The sequence below is a fragment of the Nocardia sp. NPDC041819 genome (assembly GCF_055590505.1).
In genome coordinates, this window is sequence record NZ_JBVJAP010000002.1 from 347,162 (window position 1) to 368,375 (window position 21,214).

The following is a 21,214-nucleotide window of genomic DNA, read 5'->3' on the forward strand; positions in this document are numbered from 1 at the left end:
ACCGAGTCCGGCGATACCGCCGAAGGCTTGCGTTCCAATGGAATGGCGATGTATCCTGGCGACAAGGGACATAGTGGGGGTTAACTAATCACGGAATTCGCTGCAAGACCATTGCGCCTGGCGTGCGTTTGCTCGCCCGGATTCCGAATAATTGCGCTCATACTCGGTAATTAATTCGAGGACTTCTGTTACTTCCGCGGAGGTTTCGCGACCAATGCGGTCACAGCCACCTGATCCCGATATGAAGAGAAGGAGGTGAAAGAAATGGAATTCGAGTTCACGAAGGTCGACATCCGGACTCTGTCCGATGCGGACCTCGACGACATCGTCGGTGGCGGTTCCACCGTCCAGAGCGGTGTTGCCTTCTAATCGACCCCGCTGATCGGGCAGTGCGGTGAGCTGGGTCCGCGTGGCTCGGCCACCGCACTGTCCCGGCGACGACCGGTGCTCATCCTCAAAGAACCTGCTGGCAGGACTCGGTGCTCCCGCGAATCCGCACCGACTTCGATGAAACGGGAAGACTGCGGTGTCGAGAACTTCTGGTCCATACGACGAGTACCACTTCGGTGTGACACCCGGACAAGCCGACGTCCTTCTACACCATATGGACCAGCCGCATCTGAGCGTACCCATCAGCTGCCGCTATCTCCTTCGCGGGACGCTGGACGAGACGGCCCTCGCCAGGTCTCTCCGGTACGCCATCGACACCAACGGCGCGTTGTCCGCCCACTTCGGGCGCGATGGGGAGACATTCGTCCAATCCATCAGCCACGACAGCGATTCGAGCGCAATCTCGCTTCTCGATGTCGGCGAAACCGACCTGGAGACACTGATTCGCTATTGCGATAGTTTGATCCATTCTGATGCGGCAAGGTGGGACCTCTGGAACGAACCCCCGGTTCACTTCCGGCTGATACGCGCCGGGGCCGATACTCACATGCTACTGCTGACGTTCCAGCATGCCGTCGTCAACGCCCGTGGCGTTGCCCAGGTCGAGAACGACCTGTTCACCGCATATCGCGCCCTCGTCGACAACGGCAACCTACCGGTCATCACTCGCGCCGACTACCGGAAGGCGGTCGAATCCACGTACCCGACCGCCGCGTCGGCGGCAGCTGATCTCGAATTCTGGGAGCAGGCGGTCGACCGGGAGATCGATTCGATCCCGAACACGGAGACACCGGCGACCGATCGTCCCAGGAGCATTCATCGAATCACTCTAGACCGTCGCACGCCCCTCTCCGGGCCGACGCGGGGAATCCATGACGTGGCCCTGATGCTGGCGAGCTTCACCGGCTTCGTCGCGGATCGATGCCGGCAGGAGCGAGCCGAGCACGTGACCGCCGATGTGCACTTCGAACACCTCAGCGCGCGATACCGCGATGTCGTCGGCATGTTCTCGGTTATTCGTCCGGTCACGATAGACCTGCACGCGAATTCGTGCCCGACGCCGGAGTCAACACTCGACGCACTGTTCGCGACTATGCGGCACAAAGCCGTCGACAGTGCAGTTCTCCGAAACATGGAGCGCGACAGAGGTATTGAACGTGGCCGGTTTCCCGACTTCAATTACATACGGCACCGACCCGCGCAACACACGGTCCAGCTCGGCGATTGCCTCGCGGAACGTGCCTGGTATGCACCACGACGATCGGGTGGGAGGCCCGCCAGCATGCAGATCTACGACGGCGGCGGAACACTCACCGTTGTTCTCGGTACGGATTGTTCCATCTTCCCTGAGGAAATTGTCGTGCATTACTTGGAGTCTTTGAGGGAGATTCTATGAAAATAGAAAGCAGAGGCTCGAGGCAGGCCTTCTTGTGGTCCCCGTGGGAAAGTGCTCGGCGGGCACCGAACGAAGCCGGCATAGTAACCGGCAACGACGTCGTGACCTGGCAAGAGTTGGTCCACATGACAGAAGCATGCGAACGACGACTCAGAGCGGCCGGTGCCGACAGCACCGATCTTGTGCTTACCGTCGGCCCACCAGGCCCTGCCACCTTCTCGACTATTCTGGCGTGTCTGCGCGCAGGAGCCGGAGTTCTCCCCACCACCGGGCACCAGTGGTTCATGCGCGAAAAACAATTCTCCGAAGAAGTCACGTTGAGTTGGGACGGCACCGATATGGTGCGTCACCGCCGCTCCGGTGCGGCCAGAAGCGGAGTGGAGAACGGATACATCGCGTACTTCACATCCGGTACCACCGGGTCACCGAAGCTGGTCAGGCAAACGCCACGGCGTGGGAGATATCGCGGTGTCGCAGTAGTCGAACGATATGGCGCCGGGCCCGCCGCCGGACCGCATCTCATGGGCAATCCGACTTTTCACCTCGGCACGCTCGGACCCGCTCTCTACTCCTTGCAAGCGGGGAGCTGCGTCGTCGTATTGGACAAATGGTCGGCTTCGGGTTTCCTGCACTCAGCGGCGGAACACCGGGCGTCGAGCGGCTTCGTTTCCGCAGGAGACATCTTGGACCTCGTCACAGCACCGGGGCCCGTGCCCCCGGACCTTTCGGTCTTACTACACGGCGGGAGCCACGTGCCGATTTGGCTGAAACGAGCCGCAATCGAAAAGTTCGGCCCGGGACTCATAGAATTCTATGGGACGTCCAACGGCCCAATCTCAGACATCTCCGGAGCCGAATGGCTCGCGCATCCGGGGTCCGTGGGCCGCCCGTATCGAGGAATCACCGTTCAGGTGGACGATACTTCCGGAGTCGGCCCGTTGCGGATAACGCATCGTCGCGGTAACAGCAGAGAAGCTTTGGAGGAGCGAACCGGTGATGTGGGATTCATCCGAGATGGGTTTCTCTACATTGTCGGACGTGACAACGAATCCGCTCGTATTCCATACCTTAGGAAATTGATTTGCGAGGTGGATGGAGTGGTCGAAGCGGTATTGTTTCAAGGCCATGGACAAATCATCGGCGCAGTCGAGGCGACGTCCGAAACGGCCGCCCGGGAAGTAGATCGCATACTTGCCGCGGAATCCGGAGAAGTCGTGCTCAAACACTTTCCTCCGTATTCTCTGCCACGTACGCCATCGGCCAAGGTCGCCTTGCGAGAAGCCCATGCCCTGTTGTCGGCAGATGCCGAACCGGCGCCGGCCTCGCCGAACGGAGAAAATCATGGATCATGACCATTATTTGTCGGCGGTGCTCTCTGCAGTCGAAGGTGTATTGGAGCGATCGGCACGGTCCACCGACGACTTCTTCGACATCGGCGGCGACTCCGTTTCGGCGGTCGAGCTGCTGAACATCTTGGAAGTGAATCTCAAACTGCGGCTGACCCTGCCGGATATCTTCGATGCCAAGTCACTGGACGAGATCGCGCTCGCACTGGAACGGCGCGCCACCCTCGGAACGACACGATGAGAAACGACCAGGTAGCAGAACCGATCGAGACGCAAGAGCCGCGGAGGGGCAGGTTCCGCCAAAACGCGGTTTTCGGACATCCTGAGCACGGTGCCTTCGGCCCCGCCGCCTTCGTTCGGGGACGCGATCCCCTCGGCCGTCGTACCGGCTCTTGGCGGTTCAGCTGGAGAAGGCCCCGGATTCCTTACCGTCCGCAAGTGGAGTACGCGGACTGTGGTCCCGCAAGTCTGCAGATGACGCTGGCCAGCCGGGGCATCCACGTCACACTGCAGACGCTTCGGAACGAAGTCGGCGGCGGAAGAAACGGTTCCTCAGCCTCGAGTCTTCTCAGAGTGGCCCGTCGACACGGGGTAGACGGGCGGGGCGTTCGGACGAACCTGGCGGGACTGCGACATCTACCGACAGGCAGTATCCTTTTCTGGCGGTTCAATCATTTTGTAGTTCTCGAACGCGCGGCACGATCACATCTCGTCGTTGTTGACCCGGCCGTAGGCCGACGGCGTATCACCTGGAAACAAGCCGATGCCGATTTCACCGGTGTGGCGATCGAATTTCCTGCTGTGGAAAGCGACTTCCGAGCCAACCGCGGGCTGCTCAACGGTCTTTCCAACGTAGGTTTCGCTCTGCGATTCATCCCGCGAACCGGTATGTGGGTCACAGCCGCGCTGGTGTCCGGCCTCCTCTTGGCTTTCAATTTGATATTTCCACTGGTTTTGGGTCGATTAGTTGCGCATGGCGGTAGAACTATCGGTTCCGACGGGGCTCTGACTCGCTACATCGTCGCAATCGTCGCCAGCGTCGTAGTGTACGGCCTGCTGCAACTTTGGCGGTCTCGTCTCATCGTCTCGATCCAGAGTCGCCTGGAATCACATATTTCACAGTTGGTGATGGCCCGACTGCTGCGCCTGCCATTGGACTACTTCTTGACGCGTAGCCCAGGCGACCTCGCCTATCGCACCCGGTCCGCAGCGCGATTGAAGCAATTAGCATCGGTGACGACGCTGAGCGGTCTGCTCGACTCCGTCATGGTCCTCGGCTATATCATGGTGATCACCTACGACGCGTGGTGGCTCGCTCTGACGCTGCTGGCTTTCACCGGTATTTTCCTCATTGTCGTCGCCATCACATGGCCCCGTCAGCGTGAACTGTCGGTGGACGCCGTCGAATCGCAGATCAAGACTTCGTCATCCGCACAGGAGATGCTGGAGAACATCGTCACCGTGAAGTCGCTCGGTGCGGAGCGCGCTCTGCACGCGAAGTGGTCGGGCTTGTTCGCCGCCGAGATTTCCGCAGGCACGCGAAAGCGCCGTCACACCGGAACCATTACTGCCGTAATGACCACCCTGCAATTCGCCGCACCTCTGGTAGTACTACTAGCCGGTCTGCTGTCGGCCGATCCTACCGGAAATGACCTGTCGAGAGCCGTCGCGCTGGGTTCGGTTGGCGTCGGCTTGTTCGTGTCATTGTCGAACATATCCCATGCCGTGTCGGCCTTCGTAGATGTCATGCCTGAATTGAGCCGTATCAATGACATTCTCACGCATCCGGCCGAGCTTGCCTCGGCTACGGTCGTCGATCTGAACGTACCGCCTTGCGTCGAGATGGCCCGGGTATCGTTCACCTACCCGGGATCGGCCCAACCGTCTTTCGAAGACATCTCTTTTTCCATCGCCGGTGGCGAATTCCTTGCGATCCTCGGACGCTCGGGGTCGGGCAAGTCGACTGCGGGCATGCTGCTCGCCGGTTTGCTGATGCCTTCCTCTGGCACGGTGACGATTTCCGGTGAGAGCCTGGCAGAACTGGATTGTTCGGACTATCGCAGTCAGGTCGGATACGTCGACCAGCACAGTGGACTCATCGCGGGCAGCATCCTTGAGAACATCAGGATCGGAAACGAGAATTCGACATTCGATGAGGTTCGCGAAGCCGCACGATTGGCGGTGATCGATGAATTCATCTCCAGCCTTCCCATGCGTTACGAAACTATTCTCGGCTCGGGAGGCTCGGGTATATCCGGGGGTCAGCGACAGCGGATAGCTTTGGCACGGGTGCTCGTACGAAAGCCGACACTATTGATCCTCGACGAGGCGACCAGTGCAGTCGATCCAGAAACTGAGCGGCTCATCTTCGATAACATCAAGCGTCTGGGTTCGACCGTGATATCAATCGGACATCGTGACGCCGTCGCGGCCGGTGCCGATGTGGTGCTCCGGATGGATGGCGGCTGCGGGATACTGGATGACCGAAAATCCGGCCGCGGCAAGGAATGAAGTCGCACTCCCCGTCTCACACCTTTCCAAGTAGGCCGGTTGGGGTAGACCGGTGATCCACCGTCCCCGTTGCGGCGAACTGGTGGGTGAGCTGCATCAGGTGCTCACAGCCGGGCAGCGTGAGTTGCTGGAGTTGCTGTTACCGAATCCGAAGGGCGGACGCAGGGGGCTTGGTGCCGGCGCCAGGTGCGACTCGTTGTCTAGGCTATGAACCGGTGGATCTTGCGGTCGGGTGCTCGCGCGTGGTGGGTTGACGAGAGTTCACCTGCTCCACGACCTCCGTGGTCCCGGTGGCCAGTCCCCGATAACGCGACCACCCGGAAGTGGAGCCCGGGTTGTTTCGTCGGTTTCAATCGATCCCACAGCCCACCGGTTGGTGGGTGTGGGTGCAGGCCGCAGCGTACTCGGCCGGTGTCCGGTAGCCCAGGGCTGAATGCCGGTGCCGCAGGTTTGTGCTCGGTTTTGAAGTCACCGATTACCACGCGGGCCTCGCGCAGGGAGGTCCAGTGGTTGCGGTTGAGGCACTCGGTGCGCAACCGGCGGTTGAACGACTCGATGTAGCCGTTGTTCCACGGCGTGCCGGGCGGTATGTAGGGGATCCCGATCCTGTTGGCGCAAAAGCGTTGCAGTGCTGTGGATGTCATTTCCGGGCCGTTGTCGCACCGCAGCGCCTTCGGGACGCCCGGGTGGTGAACACCCGGGCGAGTTCGGCGACGAGTTTCTCGCCGGTGATCGAGCCTTCCACCAGATGCAGCAGCGACTCCCGGGTGTGTTCATCGACCATCGACGCGATCTTCACCGCCCGACCATCGACAGTGGAGTCGAACTGGAAATCCAACGCTCACACCGTCTTCGGTGCGTCTGCGGCGACCGCCGGCACCGACGAGGACCCGAGGCGTTTGCGTCGGTGATGCGCCCGCACCTGCAGGCCCTCCTGCTTCCACAACCGATGCACCCGTTTGCGGTTGACCCGGTGACCTTCGTCGAACCGCAACGCCGCCCACGCCCGACGGAACCCATGACACGGGTTCTTCCTGGCGTATTCGCGCAGCCATGCCCTGGCGCCGGCGTCGGGATCGCCCGGGGTCTGGGCGAGCGGCAGCCGCCGGAACGTGGACGGATGCACCCCGAGGACCTTGCAAGCGAACCGTTCGGACATGGCCTTGACCTGCAAAAGCATGCCCACCGCCCGCCGCTTGGCCGCCGGACCTAGAAGCTTCCGCGAGCGATCTCCCGCAACGCGTCCTTCTCCAGCTCGGTCAGCCAGCAACCGCTTGAGCCGGGCGTTCTGCTCCCGCAACTCCTTGAGTTCTTTGGCGGCGTCGGTGTCCATTCCGCCGTACTGGCGCCGCCAGTTGTACAACGTGGCCGCAGAGATCCCCGGCTCAGCGGCGATCTCCTCGCCCGAAGCCCCGGCGGCAGCCAACTCGTCGGCACGGCGCAGCTTCCGCACGATCTCTTCCGCGGAATGCCGCTTACGTCCTGCCATGGTTCTCAGTGTCCTTTCCAGGCCCTCACCAGGGCCAACAGGACTCTAAATCCGGGCGGTCTCATTTCATTGGGGACAGGCCACCGGGATTGTCGGTGCTGTTCACGCAGGCCGGGCGACTCGCCGATGCTGGAGGCGGTAGCGGTACCCCGCCTCGAGGGGCGCCAGCCATGGCGCAACCCACAGGTGCTGGCGGCCGACAAAGCGTACTTCTCAGCCGCCGATCGGGCGTTGTTGCGGCGCGAACGGACCCGCACCGTCATCCCGGGTGACGTGGACGCCCGTATTGCGGGTGTGTTCGTGCGGGCAGAGCCGCGAGGGTGGGCGAGGGCGTAGTGACGGGATACTGGCGCCGGTGGAGCGGAAGAAGTCCTGGCATCTGGCGGGGCGCCGAGTCCCGACGGCTGTCAGCATCTGCTGAACCGGGCGCGGTAGAGTGCCGATGAGGTGCGCGTAGGGTCCGCGCCTATGTGGTCGAGGCGCTGGCTGGCGATGATTTGCGCATACATACCCCTTCGGCTGGTGGTTGTCCCATTCGCGGTGGCGATGACGACAGCTCATCGACGTCGGCACCGTTCGACCCGTTGCGGCGCACCGCTCCGCACGTTCAGACGAGTTGCTCGGTGACTCGCGCCCAGGCTCGCATGAGGTAGCACATCTCGTGGACATAGGAACGGACCGCATGCGACCACGCCTTCGTGTTCCATGCCTCGCACTGGTCCTCGAGCAGGTCGGCCAACTCGACGTACAACGCCGAGTACGACTCGGTCACCGTAAGGCGTGTCTCGGTGAGCCAGGTCGATATGTCCTCGAGGATTCGGATGAACGGTAGCTCTTGATCCAGGTCGTTCAGTAGGTCGTGCTCATTACGCTGGTGGTCGGTCAACGGCTCGCCGAAGGCAACGGCTTCTCCCATCGCCTTGGCGCAGGCTTGGACAAACAAGCCGCTGAAGATGTCAGCGAAACGGTCGATCCGACGCTCACCGACTTGGTAGGCCATGCGAGGAAAGTAGTATGCCGGGATGGCCCGGTGGGCGACAGCGGTGTTCTGACTGTTCACGGGCGCCCACGTATTGGGGCCCAAGACAACGGTTCTCCCGTTGAATGCGGTCGAGACGGGTGCCTGTGCAACCCGGGTGATGGCGTCCACGTCCGGATCACCGAGCCACAACCCGGCGTTGACCGCTATGCGGCATTCCCGGAGCTCCTTGGTGAGATGGGCTCGAGCACGGGAGAAGTACGGGAAACCGCGGACGTAAACGTCGGCCGGATCGGTGTCGAGCATGGTACATGGATTGAACCATCCCGACGAGGAATTGATCACCGAGTATTCTTTGCTGTCTTCGGCGACGATTCGATGTGCGTTCAGGAAGGTTGCATCGTGCGGGAGGTTGTCATCATCGACCGAGATCAGCAAATCCGCGCCGTCACGATACGCGATCAGGTACCCGATATTGCGGCGGCTGTCGGACCGCCGAGCAACGAGGCATTCGCCGCGCACTGATCGCAGGAAGTCTTCTTGTTGCGTCATCGAGGGGCACAGGATGTTCATACCGGCGTCGATGGCCCGACCGATTCGGTCGTACAGCACGGTCGGCGTATTATCGTCCGGAATCACGATGATACGAGCAGAATTTTCTCTCATGATGTCTGCGTAGTCATCGATGAAATCGCCGGATCCGATGGTGGTCACCACGATGTCGATCTTCATGTCTGTCATCTCACTGTTCCATGCAAGCTTCTGGTCCGGTATATCAAAGACGATCGTTCCAGAATTATTTTCGGCGCGTTGGTATATATCTGCCTGCGGACGGTCTGCTGGATTTGTGCCGCTTCGAGGGCACGCATCTCACTGGACACTGGCGAGGAAACACTGGCCGGGTCCCCATCGAAGCTGGAGACCATCTCCTTGATCCGCTCGACGACTCCACTGCTGCGTATGCTGAATACGAGTTGGAGCCAGTTCGCGGAGTAACAGCGGACACAAGGGTCGCCATCCCGCAGCAGGTCGCCCTCCAACGATTCACCCCACACTATTTCGCGATCGGTCGGACCGCGCCGGATGTGGAAATCTTCGGAGCGAGCACCCCCATCGATATAGAAGTACCATTTCAATATGGCGTAATATAAGGCGATTATATACGGAAAGAAGGTCTGCCTCAGGCCGACGTCAACCACACGGCCGTATAGCAGATATCGATAATTCGGAATTTGACATGCTACCGACGCCATAATGTTGATCGGCAGATCACTGGGCCGCCGTACCGGCAGCACCACCGGGGCGAAGTCCTCGAAGAACACTTCGAGGTCGGGAAAAACTGTGAAGAAAGGGGGAGCAAATCGTCTGACATGCACATAGCTAAGCGGCGTTCCGAACGCACCCTCGAAGCGTCCATCCCCCGATTGGAGTTTCCTGATATCGCGGACGCGCCCACAGAAGGCCTCGTCAGATAAATGCATCACTCGACTGGTATGAAACCAGGGAACCCATATGCGCTCACTGAAAACCGCCGGTACGTCGCTGCGGATACGGTACGGCGATCCGGCACCGCTCAGTACTCGCGTCAGAAGTTTCTCAGCGATAAATCCGTCCGGGCGAAGCTTTAGAACTCGATCGTCCGGTTCCAGTTGGTCCAGTACCGCATTGAGCGACCGAATTTGCGTGTAAGAATTGCCCGGTCCACGGTCACGCATCGGGCGCAATTCTATTACGTTGGCTCCCATCCTGTGCAGCGCTGCCCGGACAGTAGGGTAGGCATCGAGTTCGCCTTTCCAGTCCGCGTAGACCACTTGGTCGCAGACACCGCCGGACAACAAACGCTCACAGGTCTCCAGTGTGCCGAGAAAACGAGCCTCGTCTCGCACCTGCCCGTTGAAGGCTATAACAGTCTTCATACGCAACCGGGGGTGGCATCGGAACGCCCCTCCCCCTCCCCTTTCAGACATGTCCGTATCGCCCCGGGTGTTACTATCCGTTGACGAACCCTTCCATGCGATGTAAGCGCCGACCGATTAACCTGCCGAGAATTCCGAACGCGTGCTGGTATTTCGGCTCCCAACGCCGAGCCGCAGTAGCCGTCACCGTTTCCATACACCGATAATCGACGGCCTCTACGACAATCGCACGCGACTCGTCATCTCACGACTAACGATAGCCCTGGGCATAAAAATGCCTTGAATACAGCCCCTTTCGACTACGCCAGGAAAACCGAATCCGGCGATCATCTCGCTATCGACAGCTTAAGTCACGCGCATGTGACCCGCAATCAGGTCTGGTATGCCGAATGGCATGTATGCACGTCATCGACGTCGGCATAAGCGTCCGGTCCGGACATTCCCATGTCGCGGACCGGGGCCTGTTCACCCGGCAATGGGTAACGCAGGCCGCTCCGCCTCTAGCCACTCGGTTAGACGTGGCCAGGTGAGGACCAGGTCATGACTCAGGCACACGTAGTCCGCAGCGATCGCGACCAGCCTCGACTGAATGAGCTTTTCGAGGACCGCCGCACGAGCGGGAGATTCACCGACGATGCCGCGCAATTCCGAATGCGGGACTCTGCGCCGGGTTTCGTCGGCGTCTCGACGAACCGATATCAGAGCGAGGATGATTCGCTTGGCGTGCGGGCGTTCGGTCACCGAGAGCTCCTCCCAGACCGTGTCAGCCGCGCTGTGCAGCACGCCTTCGACACCTCCCACCCGACGGTAACTGGCGACGGTGAGCCGGGTGGCTTCGCGTTCCGTCCATATGGCGTGCATAGTGGCCGACAAGATCGATAGGGTACTCACCTCACCGTGGCCGTGCCGCCGCCTAGGCGAAATACTGCCGACGATCGCCGTGAGCAATAGCTCCTCGACACCTGGCTCGATTTTGATACCGTGCCGCCTGGCCGGCTCTGTGATCACGGTCCGCAATTCATCCAATTCCAAAGCGCCGAGCTGGTATCCACGGGAGGCGAGCGTGTCGGCAAGGACCGGAAACTTGCCGCAGCCAGCGACGCAATCGGCACGCAGTGAGAGCATCACGACCGCGACCTCGGTGAGCGAGAGCAGAAGTCGAAGCACAGCTGCCTGGGTATCATGATCGAGGCAGGGCGAGGTGAAGATCTCGAATCCGTCGATGATCACCAGCTGACGAGCGGATCTGTGTCCCTCCGGATGCTCTGCGTCCTCCCGGTGGAGCTGGATCGAACGCGCAGCCACAGCCTCGAGCGAGCTGACCGGGTCGTCACCTAAATGAGTCGTGTGCACGCTCCAGCGCCATGTTCCGGACGACCTCAACGCAGGCGCCAATCCTGCTTCGAGCAGCGAAGTCTTGCCGGTTCCGGTGGCTCCGATCAAAGCGACAAGCCTTTCGCTTCCCGTAGCGTTCACCGCCGCATGAACCAGCGCGATTACGTCCTCGACCGCACGGTCCCTTCCGGTGAAATCCGCTTTGTCCGCGTGTGTGTAGTGCGCCGTGCCTCGGAACGGCGAGCCCGCGGCCGACGATGCTCGACGCATTTTTGCCGGTTGGGCGTGCTTCCACAGTGCCTTCCATGCCTTCAGGCTCACGAGGTCCGGCTGGACTCTTTCCTTACGCCGACGGATGTGATCGATGAGGACCAGCAGTACCGGAAGCAGGACCTCGAATCGGGCAGGCACGTTTCGTCCAGTTTTCCAGTCGCTGATCCGCTGGGCAGAGACAGGTCCGACGTGCTGGGTGCTCTTCACAGAGTGTGCTCGCTGCCGTGCTGATGCCGCCAACACCCGCAACGGTGGGCTTCCAGCCGCATTGTAGAGCGCAACGAACTGGCGCTCGAACTCCGCACGCGCTGTGGCGCTGCGCGAGGAAATGGTGCCTTGACCGGCTTCGGTGATGATCATCTGACCCCCGTTGTCCTCCGACGATCGCTGCGTGACAGCGACCGTCTCCCTCCTACTAACTGATAAGACGTCTCCAGTCTCCGAACGGTTCCCACCCGGTGCGCGAGATTCGCAAATTCGCGCCGGCCGGACCCCGGGGCGGAGTCGTCAAGGCGCGCGCGGTCCCGACCCGCCGCGCAACAACGGTCCGCTGCTACCACGTCGTGCGTACCTGAGGCCGGGGCGAAGGAGCAACGCAAGGACATCGAGGTCCGACTACGACCCCGGCATGGGAAGACAAGACGGACTCTGTGCCGCCGAACAGTGCGAGATCCTGGGTCGACGGGAATCGCGGGCCAGCGAGTTCGCCGGGCGAGACCGCTCGCCCAGCTTCACGAACAGCGGACTTCACTCAGCCGCGCAGTCGGCACCACAGAGGACCGAGTATCGGACTTTCCGCACTATGCGAGAGGATGCCGTCCCATCGGAAATGGCGGCCGAAGAACACCTGTGACTCACAGGTTCAAAGAGTGGGCCTCAAGCATCTCCGTCAGTTTTATACATCAGTGCGGGACCACGGTAAGAGCTAATGGCGATTGTGAGTACGAAGTTCACGATCAACGCGCCGATGGGCACGAACGCCATGCCCTCGCCGAACGCCTCCCCGGTGGCCGCCGCCGCGCCACCACCTTGGGGAGGCGGGCCACCAATTGGTGGTAGTTGACGATGACCGGCACCACGATCGCGACGACCAGTCCCATCGTCGGCAGCAGGAGCGCGAGGTCGCCGTTCAGGGCGCGCAGCGCGGCCTCGATCGCGTAGGCGACCGAAGACACCGGGTCGGCCATCACGGCGAAGGCGAATGCGAACAGCAGCACAGGGCGGCTGTGCATCAACTGCGGCAATTCGGTGTGCACGTTAGCGGCTGACCTCATCGACGGGCAGCGCGCCAGACAATCCCACTGCGACGAGCACGACCGCATTCTTGCTCGCCGTCGAGCAGATGCGCCGCGCAGGGCGGCGCATCGATTCGGTCCGACTGGCTACCGCTCGTCGGGGTCCGTGACACGCTGTCCTGATCCGCGCTCAGTGGGTCTCTGGTCTGGGGATACGGATGCCTGCGGAGCGGAGCTTGGTTTCGACCAGCGCGAGCGCCCGGGCGGCGGCTGATCCTTGCTCTTCGCCATGGTGGGCGATCAGCCGATATCGGGTCGCGGCCTCGGTGCGAGCTTGCAGGCCGGTCACGATTTGCAGATGGACGGGGTTGGCGAGGTAGTGGTCGGCCATCGCGGTGGCGAGTTCGTCGATGCGGGGGTCGTCCGGTTCCCACGCCGCGGCCTGGGCTGCGCGTTGTATCAAGGCGACGTATCGGGGGTCGTCCAGGGCGTGTTCGAGGTGGGTGAGGTAGTCGTCGAAGCCTTCTGGGACCAGGGCTCTGGCCAGCACCCAGCCTTCCCTGGTGGATGCCACCTCGTCGGCGGGGAAACCGAGGTCGGGCATGCGCTGTAGCAGTGCCACCGCGCGGTCTCCCAGCAGCGCACGGTCACCATCGGCGAGCCGGCGCAGTGTGTCCCGCCGCGCGATCAACTCCTCGATCCGTGCGGTGAGCTGCTGCTCGGCGTCGGCGAGTGCGGTGGCGAACGAGGTGGCGTCGGCGTCGAGCATGGCCCCGATCCCGGCCAGCGGCACCCCGGCGGCGGCCAACGTCCGGACCTGTACCAGCCGCAACAACTCCGCCGAGCCGTACCGCCGGAAGCCGGAGCTGTCACGGTCCGGCTCGGCGACCAGGCCGAGCTTGTGGTAGTGCCGCACTGTCTTTACGGTGACGCCGACGAATGCCGCTGCCTGCCCGATCGTGACTCCGTTCCTCATCTGCTCAGCCTTCCTCATCAGATGAGGTTCAACGCGAAGGCGGTGGTGCCGAGCGTCGCCACGATCGAGGTCACGCCGACGTGCATCCCGATCGAGAGCCGGACGTCCTTGTGCCGCCATGCAAACCAGTACCCGGGCAATGTGAAGATCACCCGCGATACGAATACCCACGGCGACCAGAAGTGGTAGAGCGCGAACAAGACCGTGTTGAATACCGGCGCCCAGCCGCCCAGGTGGGCGATTCGGGGCAGCAGGAAACCACGGAAGTACAGCTCTTCGATCAGCGGCAGGGAGAAGCCGGTCAATGGCAGGCAGATCACCATCGTGGCGAGCAGCGTCGAATGCGAGTATCCCGGCAGCTCGAGGTAGGTATTGTTGCCGCTGTCGCTGGTGTTCGCGTACGGGAGCCAGGTGAAGTAGTCCTTGAAGAAGTCGTTCAGCGGTGCCAGCGCGAACCCGAGCACCATCATCCACGCGATGAGTGCGATGACCATCGCCTCCAGCTTCCCGCGCGGGACGGGTCTGTTCGTGTAGCGCAGTACGCCGTGCAGCGAGAAGCGGCCGTTGTGGCGGCGGCCCAGCCACAGCAGCCCTGACAGCACCGGCATCAAAATCAGGCTCAGGGCGATCGCCCAGCCCAGGAAGGCCGGATAACCGATGACCTCGACAAACGGTTGACCGATCAGCAGGTAGACGGCGACGATCAGGCCACCGGGGACAAGATGCAACACGACCGACAGGGACAGGGAGTGGCGTTCGCCCAGCAGTCGCTCGACCATTCCGTTCGGTGGCACGTTTTCCAAGGTGTGCATGACAAGGTTCCTCGAACAGTTAGTGAATGGGATATGTGGAATGAGCCGGAAGTGTCGGCCCGCCCGGCCCGAGCCCGGTGGACAGGAGAGGGGACCGGGCCACACCGAGCCGGTCGGGTTCGGTGTGGCCCCGATCGCGCGCTAGTTGGCGGGATCTGTCCGACCGCCGCCGAACACCTGGTGGAGGAGCCTTTGCTGTGCGTTCTGGAACGGCACGCCGATGGACATGACGGAGTCGTCCACACAAGTCAGCGAGGCGGTCATGGTCTTGGCACCGTCGGGTGTGCTGTACATCAGCGTCGCGTAGCCCGCGTGGCCGCCGTTGTGAGTGATGACGGTGCCGACGTCGGGACCCAGATCCCGCACGAACACACCCAGGCCGTAATCCATGGTCGCGATCCCCGTCGGATGCGGTGTGCACATCTGGGCCAGCAGTTCGGTCGGCAGCAGTTCACCACGCAGTAGTGCGGAGATGAACGTGTGCAAGTCTCGGGTGGTCGAGATCATGTCACCACCGCAGGGGTTCCAGGAGGGGTTGTGGCGAGTGACGTCGACGATCTGCTCCTCGCCATCCTCCTCGTACCGGTAATAAGCATGGGCGTGCGGCTCGGGGATCTCCGACGATGTCTCCGGCACCACGGTGCCCGACAGCCCGAGCGGGCCAAGGATCCGCTGCCGCATCTCCTCGGCGAAGGACCGGCCGGTGACCTTCTCGATCAGCAGCCGCGCCAGCACGTAGTTGGTGTTGGAATAGCTCCAGCCCGTCCCCGGCGCGAAGCGGGCCGGCTTCGACAGCGCCAGCTCCACCAGCTCCTGCGGTCGGTAGGTCTTGAACCGGTTGTCCACCCATTCCTTTCCCAAAGGGGTGCCCGGCGCGGGGATCCCGAGCACCAGGGCGCCATCCTCGTAGAGCTCGCCGGTGAAGTTGAAGACCCCGCTGGTGTGCTGCAGAAGCATCCGCACCGTGATCCGCTCATCGAGACCGAACTCGGGCAGGTAGTCCGCCGCCGGTGTGTCCAGCCCGATCTTGCCCTCGGCCACCAATTGCAGCACCAGGGTCGCGGTGAAGGTTTTGGTGTTGCTGGCAATCCGGACATGCCCGTCGATCGGCGGCGCAGCGTCCCCGCCCAGCTCGGCCACCCCGGCGCTGCCGACCCACTCACCCCGCTCATCGTTCACGCGCAATGACACCCCGACGAACCCGGATTCGACGATCTCCTCGATCACCTTCTGCAGCTCCGGGCGCGGTTGCCCGGCAACAATATTCGGCACGGCGGGCTCGCTGTTCGCACCGGCTGTTCCGGCGGTGTCGAGGGCGGCAGCGACCTTGCGGGCCATCTCGGCCGTTACGGTGCTGGGCTTGTCCAGCTCGACCTGGGCGGCTTCGAGGGCGAGGAAGATGGTGTCGCGGAAGTTGTCGGCTTCTGCCGGCGCTTGTTTGCCGAGCAGTTTCATGGCCGCGCTCAGCGCCGGCAGTACGCGGTCGGCGAGTTCGGCGACGGTGTTGCCCTTCAGTTCGATGTCCTTGACGTTCGCGGCGAGCACGTGCCCGACCAGACCAGTCGCTGAGGTCAGCGCGATGGTGGCGTTCGTAGCGACCCTGCGGGGCGAGCCGGTGGCGGCGGCCATCAGCGACACGGCACCGTACGCAGCGGTCCGCAGGGTGCTCTTGTCCTGAGCGGAAAGGGTGATCGACACGGTGGTGCACTCCTGGAAATCGGTTTCGTCACGGTCGGCTTCGTGCCGCTGCAATGAGCGTCCACCCTGACCCAAGGTCAACTTCAATCGTGATCTAGATCACTTCTCTGAGTGTTGTGACAGCTGCGGGCGGCAGTCGCATCTCGCAAGCGTCCAATGGTGCCCCCAAGGCCATGAGCCTGCGCCGAGCGCCGGGTACCCGTCGGATCTGGCCGAGCAGATCGAGGTCTCGCGCCAGATCTGTTGTAATCACCTGGCCCGTTTGCTCGGATGCGGACTTGTCGTCGCGCCCCCGGAGGGCCGACGCGCCCGCTGGTTCGTCACCGCGCGGGCGGCCTGGACAAGGCTACGGCCACAGGCGCTGCCTGAGCGCGCTGATGGTCGTATCCGTCCCTGCCACAGTACTTTCCACGCGGACGCGAAAATTGGCCAATGCAGGGTTCCCGGGAAGAAATGTCCTCCCACCCGGTAGATAAGAGTTCGCTTCTCAGACGAACCCGCCACGAGTTGAACGCACCGGCCACGAGAAGGCTGGCGACGATCAATTCAATTCGCACACGGGCAAGCCGACCCCCTGGCGCTATGAGCCATCTCGGCGCGCTCACCGATGCGGCCCCCTGCCATAGACCGGGGGTCGGAGGATCGAATCCTCGTACTCCAAACGACAGAAAGGCCAGGTCATGCCGACGGGTGAAGAGGTGGCAGCCCCTCATGTCATCAATTAGAGATGACCGTGTCATCACCACAACAGGACAAAATAGACATCAGACAGCCAGAAATGCGTTCTAGCTGGTGTTATAGCAAGTTTGAATGGTGGGCCTAGGAGGACTTGAACCTCCGACCTCTTCGTTATCAGCGAAGCGCTCTAACCGCCTGAGCTATAGGCCCGTAGTGGTGTTGTTCGCGTGAACAACAACGTGTAGAGACTACACAACAGTTCTCCGATGAACCAAAACGGCTGGTAGACGCCCTGTGCTCAACGAAAACGGCCGGCACCCGACCAATGGTGGCGGGTACCGGCCGTCCGTAATGCCTGGCCTTGCTAGTCGGGGTCGGCCAAGGTGACCTGGATACCGCCGACGAGATCACAGCACTGGTTGTAGATGAAGGTGCCGACGGTGCCGAGCGCGGTGAACAACACGACGTTGATCAGGCCGATCACGCCCGCGTAACCGAACACGGTGCCCGCGTCGATCAGTCCCACCGAGCCGCTGTCCTGCGACACCATGTCGGTGAACGTGTTGTTCAGCCGCTCCCACACGCCCATGCCCTCGAGCACGATGTAGAGCAGGCCGACCGCGAGCATCCACACGAAGAACATCGCCACGCTGATGACGAGCGAGATCTTCAGCGTCGACCAGGGATCGATACGCCGAATTTGCACCGTGGCCCGCAGCGGCTCCCCGGAGGCGACTGCGGCGACCGCGACCGGAACCGCGGGCGAAACCGGCCCGGCCTGCGGAACTCCTGCTTCGTTCGGCGGCAGCGGGTGCCGGATCTCGGACAGGTCGGGCATGTCCTTGATCAGTTCCGGGCGCGCGATGCTGCGGGTGGGCCCGTCGATGCCGACCGACTTCACCATGGCCGCTTCCTTGCGCGCCGCCTTGGCCGCCAGGTCGGCGGTGGTGCGTGCGTTGGACGTGCCGCCGCCGAGACCTCCACCGCCGGAGTTCGGGCGTCCGGTGACCGGCGCCTGGCCGGGACGGTACAGATTGGACTGCGGCTCCCGCTGCGGCAGCTGCGCCCACCCGTCCTGGTACGGCGACTGTTGTCCGCCGTTGCCCGCGGCGCCGACCGGTTGCTTGTCCTCGCTCTCGGGCGCGGACTGCGGGGCCTGGTGGTTGATCCGCGCCGTCTTCTGGTCGAACCGGTCCTGGCCGTCACCGCCGAGCGCCTGCTCCGGCGCACCCTGCTGCGGCGCACTCTGCTGCGGCGCACCCTGCTGCGGCGCGAAATCACCCTGCTGGTCGCGGATCTCGCGCTGCTGAGCGTTCGGCTGGTTGCCGCCGGGCTGGTTGCCCGGCTGCCCACCCGGGTGCCCACCGGACTGCGGCCCGTTCGGCTGGCCCGGGTGACCACCCGGCTGCACGCCACCGGGGTGACCGCCGGCCTGGCCACCACCGGGGTGACCGACCGGCTGGCCGCTCTGCTGGCCGCCGCCGGGCTGACCGTTCTCGGCCGAGGCGACCGGCCGTGGGATCGGCCGCGGCGGGATCGGTGACGGTGCGATCCGCTCGGTCACACCGTTCGTCTGGTGCCGCTCGTCATTCGGCTGATTCGGAGTGGTCAATGGGAATCCTTGGGTCCGTTCGTTGCCGCCGCTGATGGGTTACTTCTCGGAGGAGTCGGTGTCGCCGCCACCGGAGACCTGATCGGGATCGGGCTCGTCGGCATTGCGCGCGATCGCAAGCAAGGTATCGCCCTCCGCGAGGTTCATCAATCGCACGCCCTTGGTCTGTCGTCCGGCCTTGCGAACCTGCTTCGCCGCCGTCCGGATCACGCCGCCACCGGAGGTGATCGCGTACAACTCATCGTCGTCGTCGACGATGAGCGCCCCGACCAGGGTGCCACGTTTCGCGTCGAACTGGATGGTCAATACGCCTTTACCGCCGCGGCCCTGCGCGGTGTACTCCTCGATCGCGGTCCGCTTGGCGTAGCCGCCGGAGGTGGCGACCAGCAGATATGTGCCGTCCCGAACCACATTGAGCGACAACAGTTCGTCGCTCTCGTTGAACCGCATGCCCTGGACACCGGAGGTGGCGCGCCCCATCGGCCGCAGCGCCTCATCGGTGGCCGAGAAGCGGATCGACTGGCCGAGCGCGGAGACCAGGAGCAGGTCGTCGTCGGCCGAGCAGAGCACCACGCCGACCAACTCGTCCTCGTCGCGCAGGTTCACCGCGACGATGCCGCCGCTGCGGTTGGAGTCGAAGTCGGTCAGCTTCGACTTCTTCACCAGGCCGTTCCGGGTGGCGAGCACCAAGTATGGCGCGTCGTCGTAGGACTTGATCTGGATGATCTGGGCGATCTTCTCGTCCGGCTGGAAGGCCAGCAGGTTCGCCACGTGCTGGCCGCGCGCGGTGCGGTTGGCCTCGGGCAGTTCGTAGGCCTTGGCCCGGTACACCCTGCCCTTGTTCGTGAAGAACAGCAGCCAGTCGTGCGTCGAGGTGACGAAGAAGTGCTTGACGATGTCGTCCTGCTTGAGCCCTGCGCCCTGCACGCCCTTGCCGCCGCGCTTCTGGCTGCGGTAGAGGTCGGTCTTGGTGCGCTTGGCGTAGCCGGTCTCGGTGATCGTGACGACCACGTCCTCGCGAGCGATCAGATCCTCGTCGGCCACGTCGCCGTCGGCGGCGATGATCCTGGTGCGCCGATCGTCGCCGTACTTGTCGACGATCTCGGCCAGTTCGTCGCGGACGATCGCGCGCTGGCGCTCCGGCTTGTCCAGGATGTCCTTGAGGTCGGCGATCTCGGCCTCGATCTTGGCCAGCTCGTCGATGATCTTCTGCCGTTCCAAGGCGGACAGGCGTCGCAGCTGCATATCGAGAATCGCCGTCGCCTGGATCTCATCGATCTGCAGCAGCTCCATCAAGCCGAGCCGGGCGGTATCGGTGTTGGCCGAACGGCGGATCAGGGCGATGACCTCGTCCAGCGCGTCGAGTGCCTTGACCAGGCCGCGCAGGATATGGGCCCGCTCCTCCGCCTTGCGCAGCAAGTAGCGGGTTCGCCGGACGATCACGTTCAACTGGTGCTCGACGTAGAGCCGGATCATCTGGTCGAGCCGCAGCGTCCGCGGCACGCCGTCGACGATCGAGAGCATGTTCGCGCCGAAGCTCGTCTGCAGCTGGGTGTGCTTGTAGAGATTGTTCAGCACCACCTTGGCGACGGCATCGCGCTTCACCGTCACCACGATCCGCATGCCCACGCGGTCGGAGGACTCGTCGTGGATATCGGAGATGCCCGCGATCTTGCCGTCCTTCACCTGCTCGGCGATCGAGTTGATGAAGTTGTCGGTGTTGACCTGGTACGGGAGTTCGGTGATGACGATCGTCGTCCGGCCCCGGTTGTCCTCTTCGATCTCGACGACGCCGCGCATCCGGATCGAGCCACGACCGGTTGTGTAGGCGTCGTGGATGCCCTGGCCGCCGACGATCAGGCCATGGGTGGGGAAGTCCGGGCCCTTGACGCGCTCCATGCACGCCGCCAGCGTGGCTTCCTCGTCCGCGTCGTAATTGTCCAGCGCCCAGTAGATCGCCTCGGCGAGCTCGTTCAGGTTGTGCGGAGGGATGTTGGTCGCCATGCCGACCGCGATGCCGTTGCTGCCGTTCATCAGCAGGTTCGGCACCCGGCTCGGAAGCACAACGGGTTCCTGGGAACGGCCGTCGTAGTTGGGCGTGAAATCGACCGTCTCATGGTCGATCTCCCGCAGCAGTTCCATCGCCAGCGGGGTCAGGCGGCACTCGGTGTACCGCATCGCGGCGGCGCCGTCGTTACCGCGGGAACCGAAGTTGCCCTGGCCGTCGACGAGCGGATACCGCAGCGACCACGGCTGGGCCATGCGGACCAGGGTGTCGTAGATCGACGCGTCACCGTGCGGGTGATAGTTACCCATGGTCTCGGCGACCGGGCGGGCGGACTTCACGTAACCGCGGTCCGGGCGGTAGCCGTTGTCGTACATCGCGTAGAGCACGCGCCGATGCACCGGCTTGAGGCCGTCGCGCACATCGGGCAGCGCACGGCCGACGATCACGCTCATCGCGTAATCGATATAGCTGCTCTGCATCTCGTTCTGGATATCGACCGGTTCGATACGGTCGCCCGCACCGCCATTCGGGGGCAGCGTGGTCTCGGTCATGCGGTCTCC

The 21,214-nt window shown here is 62.9% G+C and carries 13 protein-coding genes, 1 tRNA gene and 2 pseudogenes; 5 read left to right on the top strand and 11 right to left on the bottom strand.

Annotated features, from left to right (window positions below; genetic code table 11):
- Positions 1–604: 604 nt before the first annotated feature.
- The 4 genes from ACZ6DL_RS08385 (at position 605) to ACZ6DL_RS08400 (ending at position 5,643) form a co-directional block, all read left to right on the top strand.
- Complete coding sequence (locus ACZ6DL_RS08385; RefSeq protein ID WP_466049951.1) at positions 605–1,786, top strand: condensation domain-containing protein; 1,182 nt, start codon at positions 605–607, stop codon at positions 1,784–1,786.
- Positions 1,787–2,124: 338 nt separating this feature from the next.
- Positions 2,125–3,138, top strand: a complete 1,014-nt coding sequence (locus ACZ6DL_RS08390; RefSeq protein WP_466050476.1) for an AMP-binding protein — start codon at positions 2,125–2,127, stop codon at positions 3,136–3,138.
- Positions 3,128–3,373, top strand: coding sequence for an acyl carrier protein (locus ACZ6DL_RS08395; protein WP_466049952.1), 246 nt, complete (start codon positions 3,128–3,130; stop codon positions 3,371–3,373). Before ACZ6DL_RS08390 ends, ACZ6DL_RS08395 begins: the two co-directional genes overlap by 11 nt.
- Positions 3,370–5,643, top strand: a complete 2,274-nt coding sequence (locus ACZ6DL_RS08400; protein ID WP_466049953.1) for a peptidase domain-containing ABC transporter — start codon at positions 3,370–3,372, stop codon at positions 5,641–5,643. Before ACZ6DL_RS08395 ends, ACZ6DL_RS08400 begins: the two co-directional genes overlap by 4 nt.
- Before the next feature lie 349 nt (positions 5,644–5,992).
- Here ACZ6DL_RS08400 and ACZ6DL_RS08405 read toward each other — a convergent pair.
- From ACZ6DL_RS08405 to ACZ6DL_RS08440, 8 genes and pseudogenes are all read right to left on the bottom strand, one after another.
- A pseudogene (locus tag ACZ6DL_RS08405) lies at positions 5,993–7,132 on the bottom strand (IS3 family transposase).
- Between the two features lie 607 nt (positions 7,133–7,739).
- Positions 7,740–8,852: a hypothetical protein gene (locus tag ACZ6DL_RS08410; protein ID WP_466049954.1), complete on the bottom strand. Its 1,113-nt coding sequence runs from the start codon at positions 8,850–8,852 to the stop codon at positions 7,740–7,742.
- Positions 8,849–10,027 (bottom strand): hypothetical protein, encoded by a 1,179-nt coding sequence (locus tag ACZ6DL_RS08415; protein ID WP_466049955.1) that lies wholly within the window; start codon positions 10,025–10,027, stop codon positions 8,849–8,851. The genes ACZ6DL_RS08410 and ACZ6DL_RS08415 overlap by 4 nt, the downstream gene beginning before the upstream one ends.
- Before the next feature lie 465 nt (positions 10,028–10,492).
- Positions 10,493–11,995 carry an nSTAND1 domain-containing NTPase gene (locus ACZ6DL_RS08420; protein WP_466049956.1) on the bottom strand — a complete coding sequence of 501 codons (1,503 nt, stop codon included), beginning with the start codon at positions 11,993–11,995 and terminating at the stop codon, positions 10,493–10,495.
- Positions 11,996–12,591: 596 nt separating this feature from the next.
- Entirely contained in the window at positions 12,592–12,909 is a 318-nt protein-coding gene (locus ACZ6DL_RS08425) for a hypothetical protein (protein ID WP_466049957.1), read from the bottom strand.
- A gap of 151 nt (positions 12,910–13,060) precedes the next feature.
- Positions 13,061–13,846, bottom strand: a complete 786-nt coding sequence (locus tag ACZ6DL_RS08430; protein WP_466049958.1) for a MerR family transcriptional regulator — start codon at positions 13,844–13,846, stop codon at positions 13,061–13,063.
- A 17-nt stretch (positions 13,847–13,863) separates the two neighbouring features.
- Positions 13,864–14,658 carry a lysostaphin resistance A-like protein gene (locus tag ACZ6DL_RS08435; RefSeq protein WP_466049959.1) on the bottom strand — a complete coding sequence of 265 codons (795 nt, stop codon included), beginning with the start codon at positions 14,656–14,658 and terminating at the stop codon, positions 13,864–13,866.
- A 141-nt stretch (positions 14,659–14,799) separates the two neighbouring features.
- A complete protein-coding gene (locus ACZ6DL_RS08440; protein WP_466049960.1) occupies positions 14,800–16,287 on the bottom strand; it encodes a serine hydrolase domain-containing protein in 1,488 nt (495 codons plus the stop codon).
- A 262-nt stretch (positions 16,288–16,549) separates the two neighbouring features.
- Here ACZ6DL_RS08440 and ACZ6DL_RS08445 point away from each other — a divergent pair.
- Positions 16,550–16,672, top strand: a pseudogene (locus ACZ6DL_RS08445) (transcriptional regulator); the annotation flags it as partial.
- A gap of 495 nt (positions 16,673–17,167) precedes the next feature.
- Here the strand turns inward: ACZ6DL_RS08445 and ACZ6DL_RS08450 are convergent.
- From ACZ6DL_RS08450 to gyrA, 3 genes are all read right to left on the bottom strand, one after another.
- Positions 17,168–17,244 (bottom strand) — tRNA-Ile (locus tag ACZ6DL_RS08450).
- Between the two features lie 154 nt (positions 17,245–17,398).
- Entirely contained in the window at positions 17,399–18,646 is a 1,248-nt protein-coding gene (locus ACZ6DL_RS08455) for a DUF3566 domain-containing protein (RefSeq protein ID WP_466049961.1), read from the bottom strand.
- Between the two features lie 39 nt (positions 18,647–18,685).
- On the bottom strand, positions 18,686–21,205 hold the full coding sequence (gyrA, locus tag ACZ6DL_RS08460) for a DNA gyrase subunit A (RefSeq protein ID WP_062966896.1): 2,520 nt from the start codon (positions 21,203–21,205) through the stop codon (positions 18,686–18,688).
- Between the last annotated feature and the right edge of the window lie 9 nt (positions 21,206–21,214).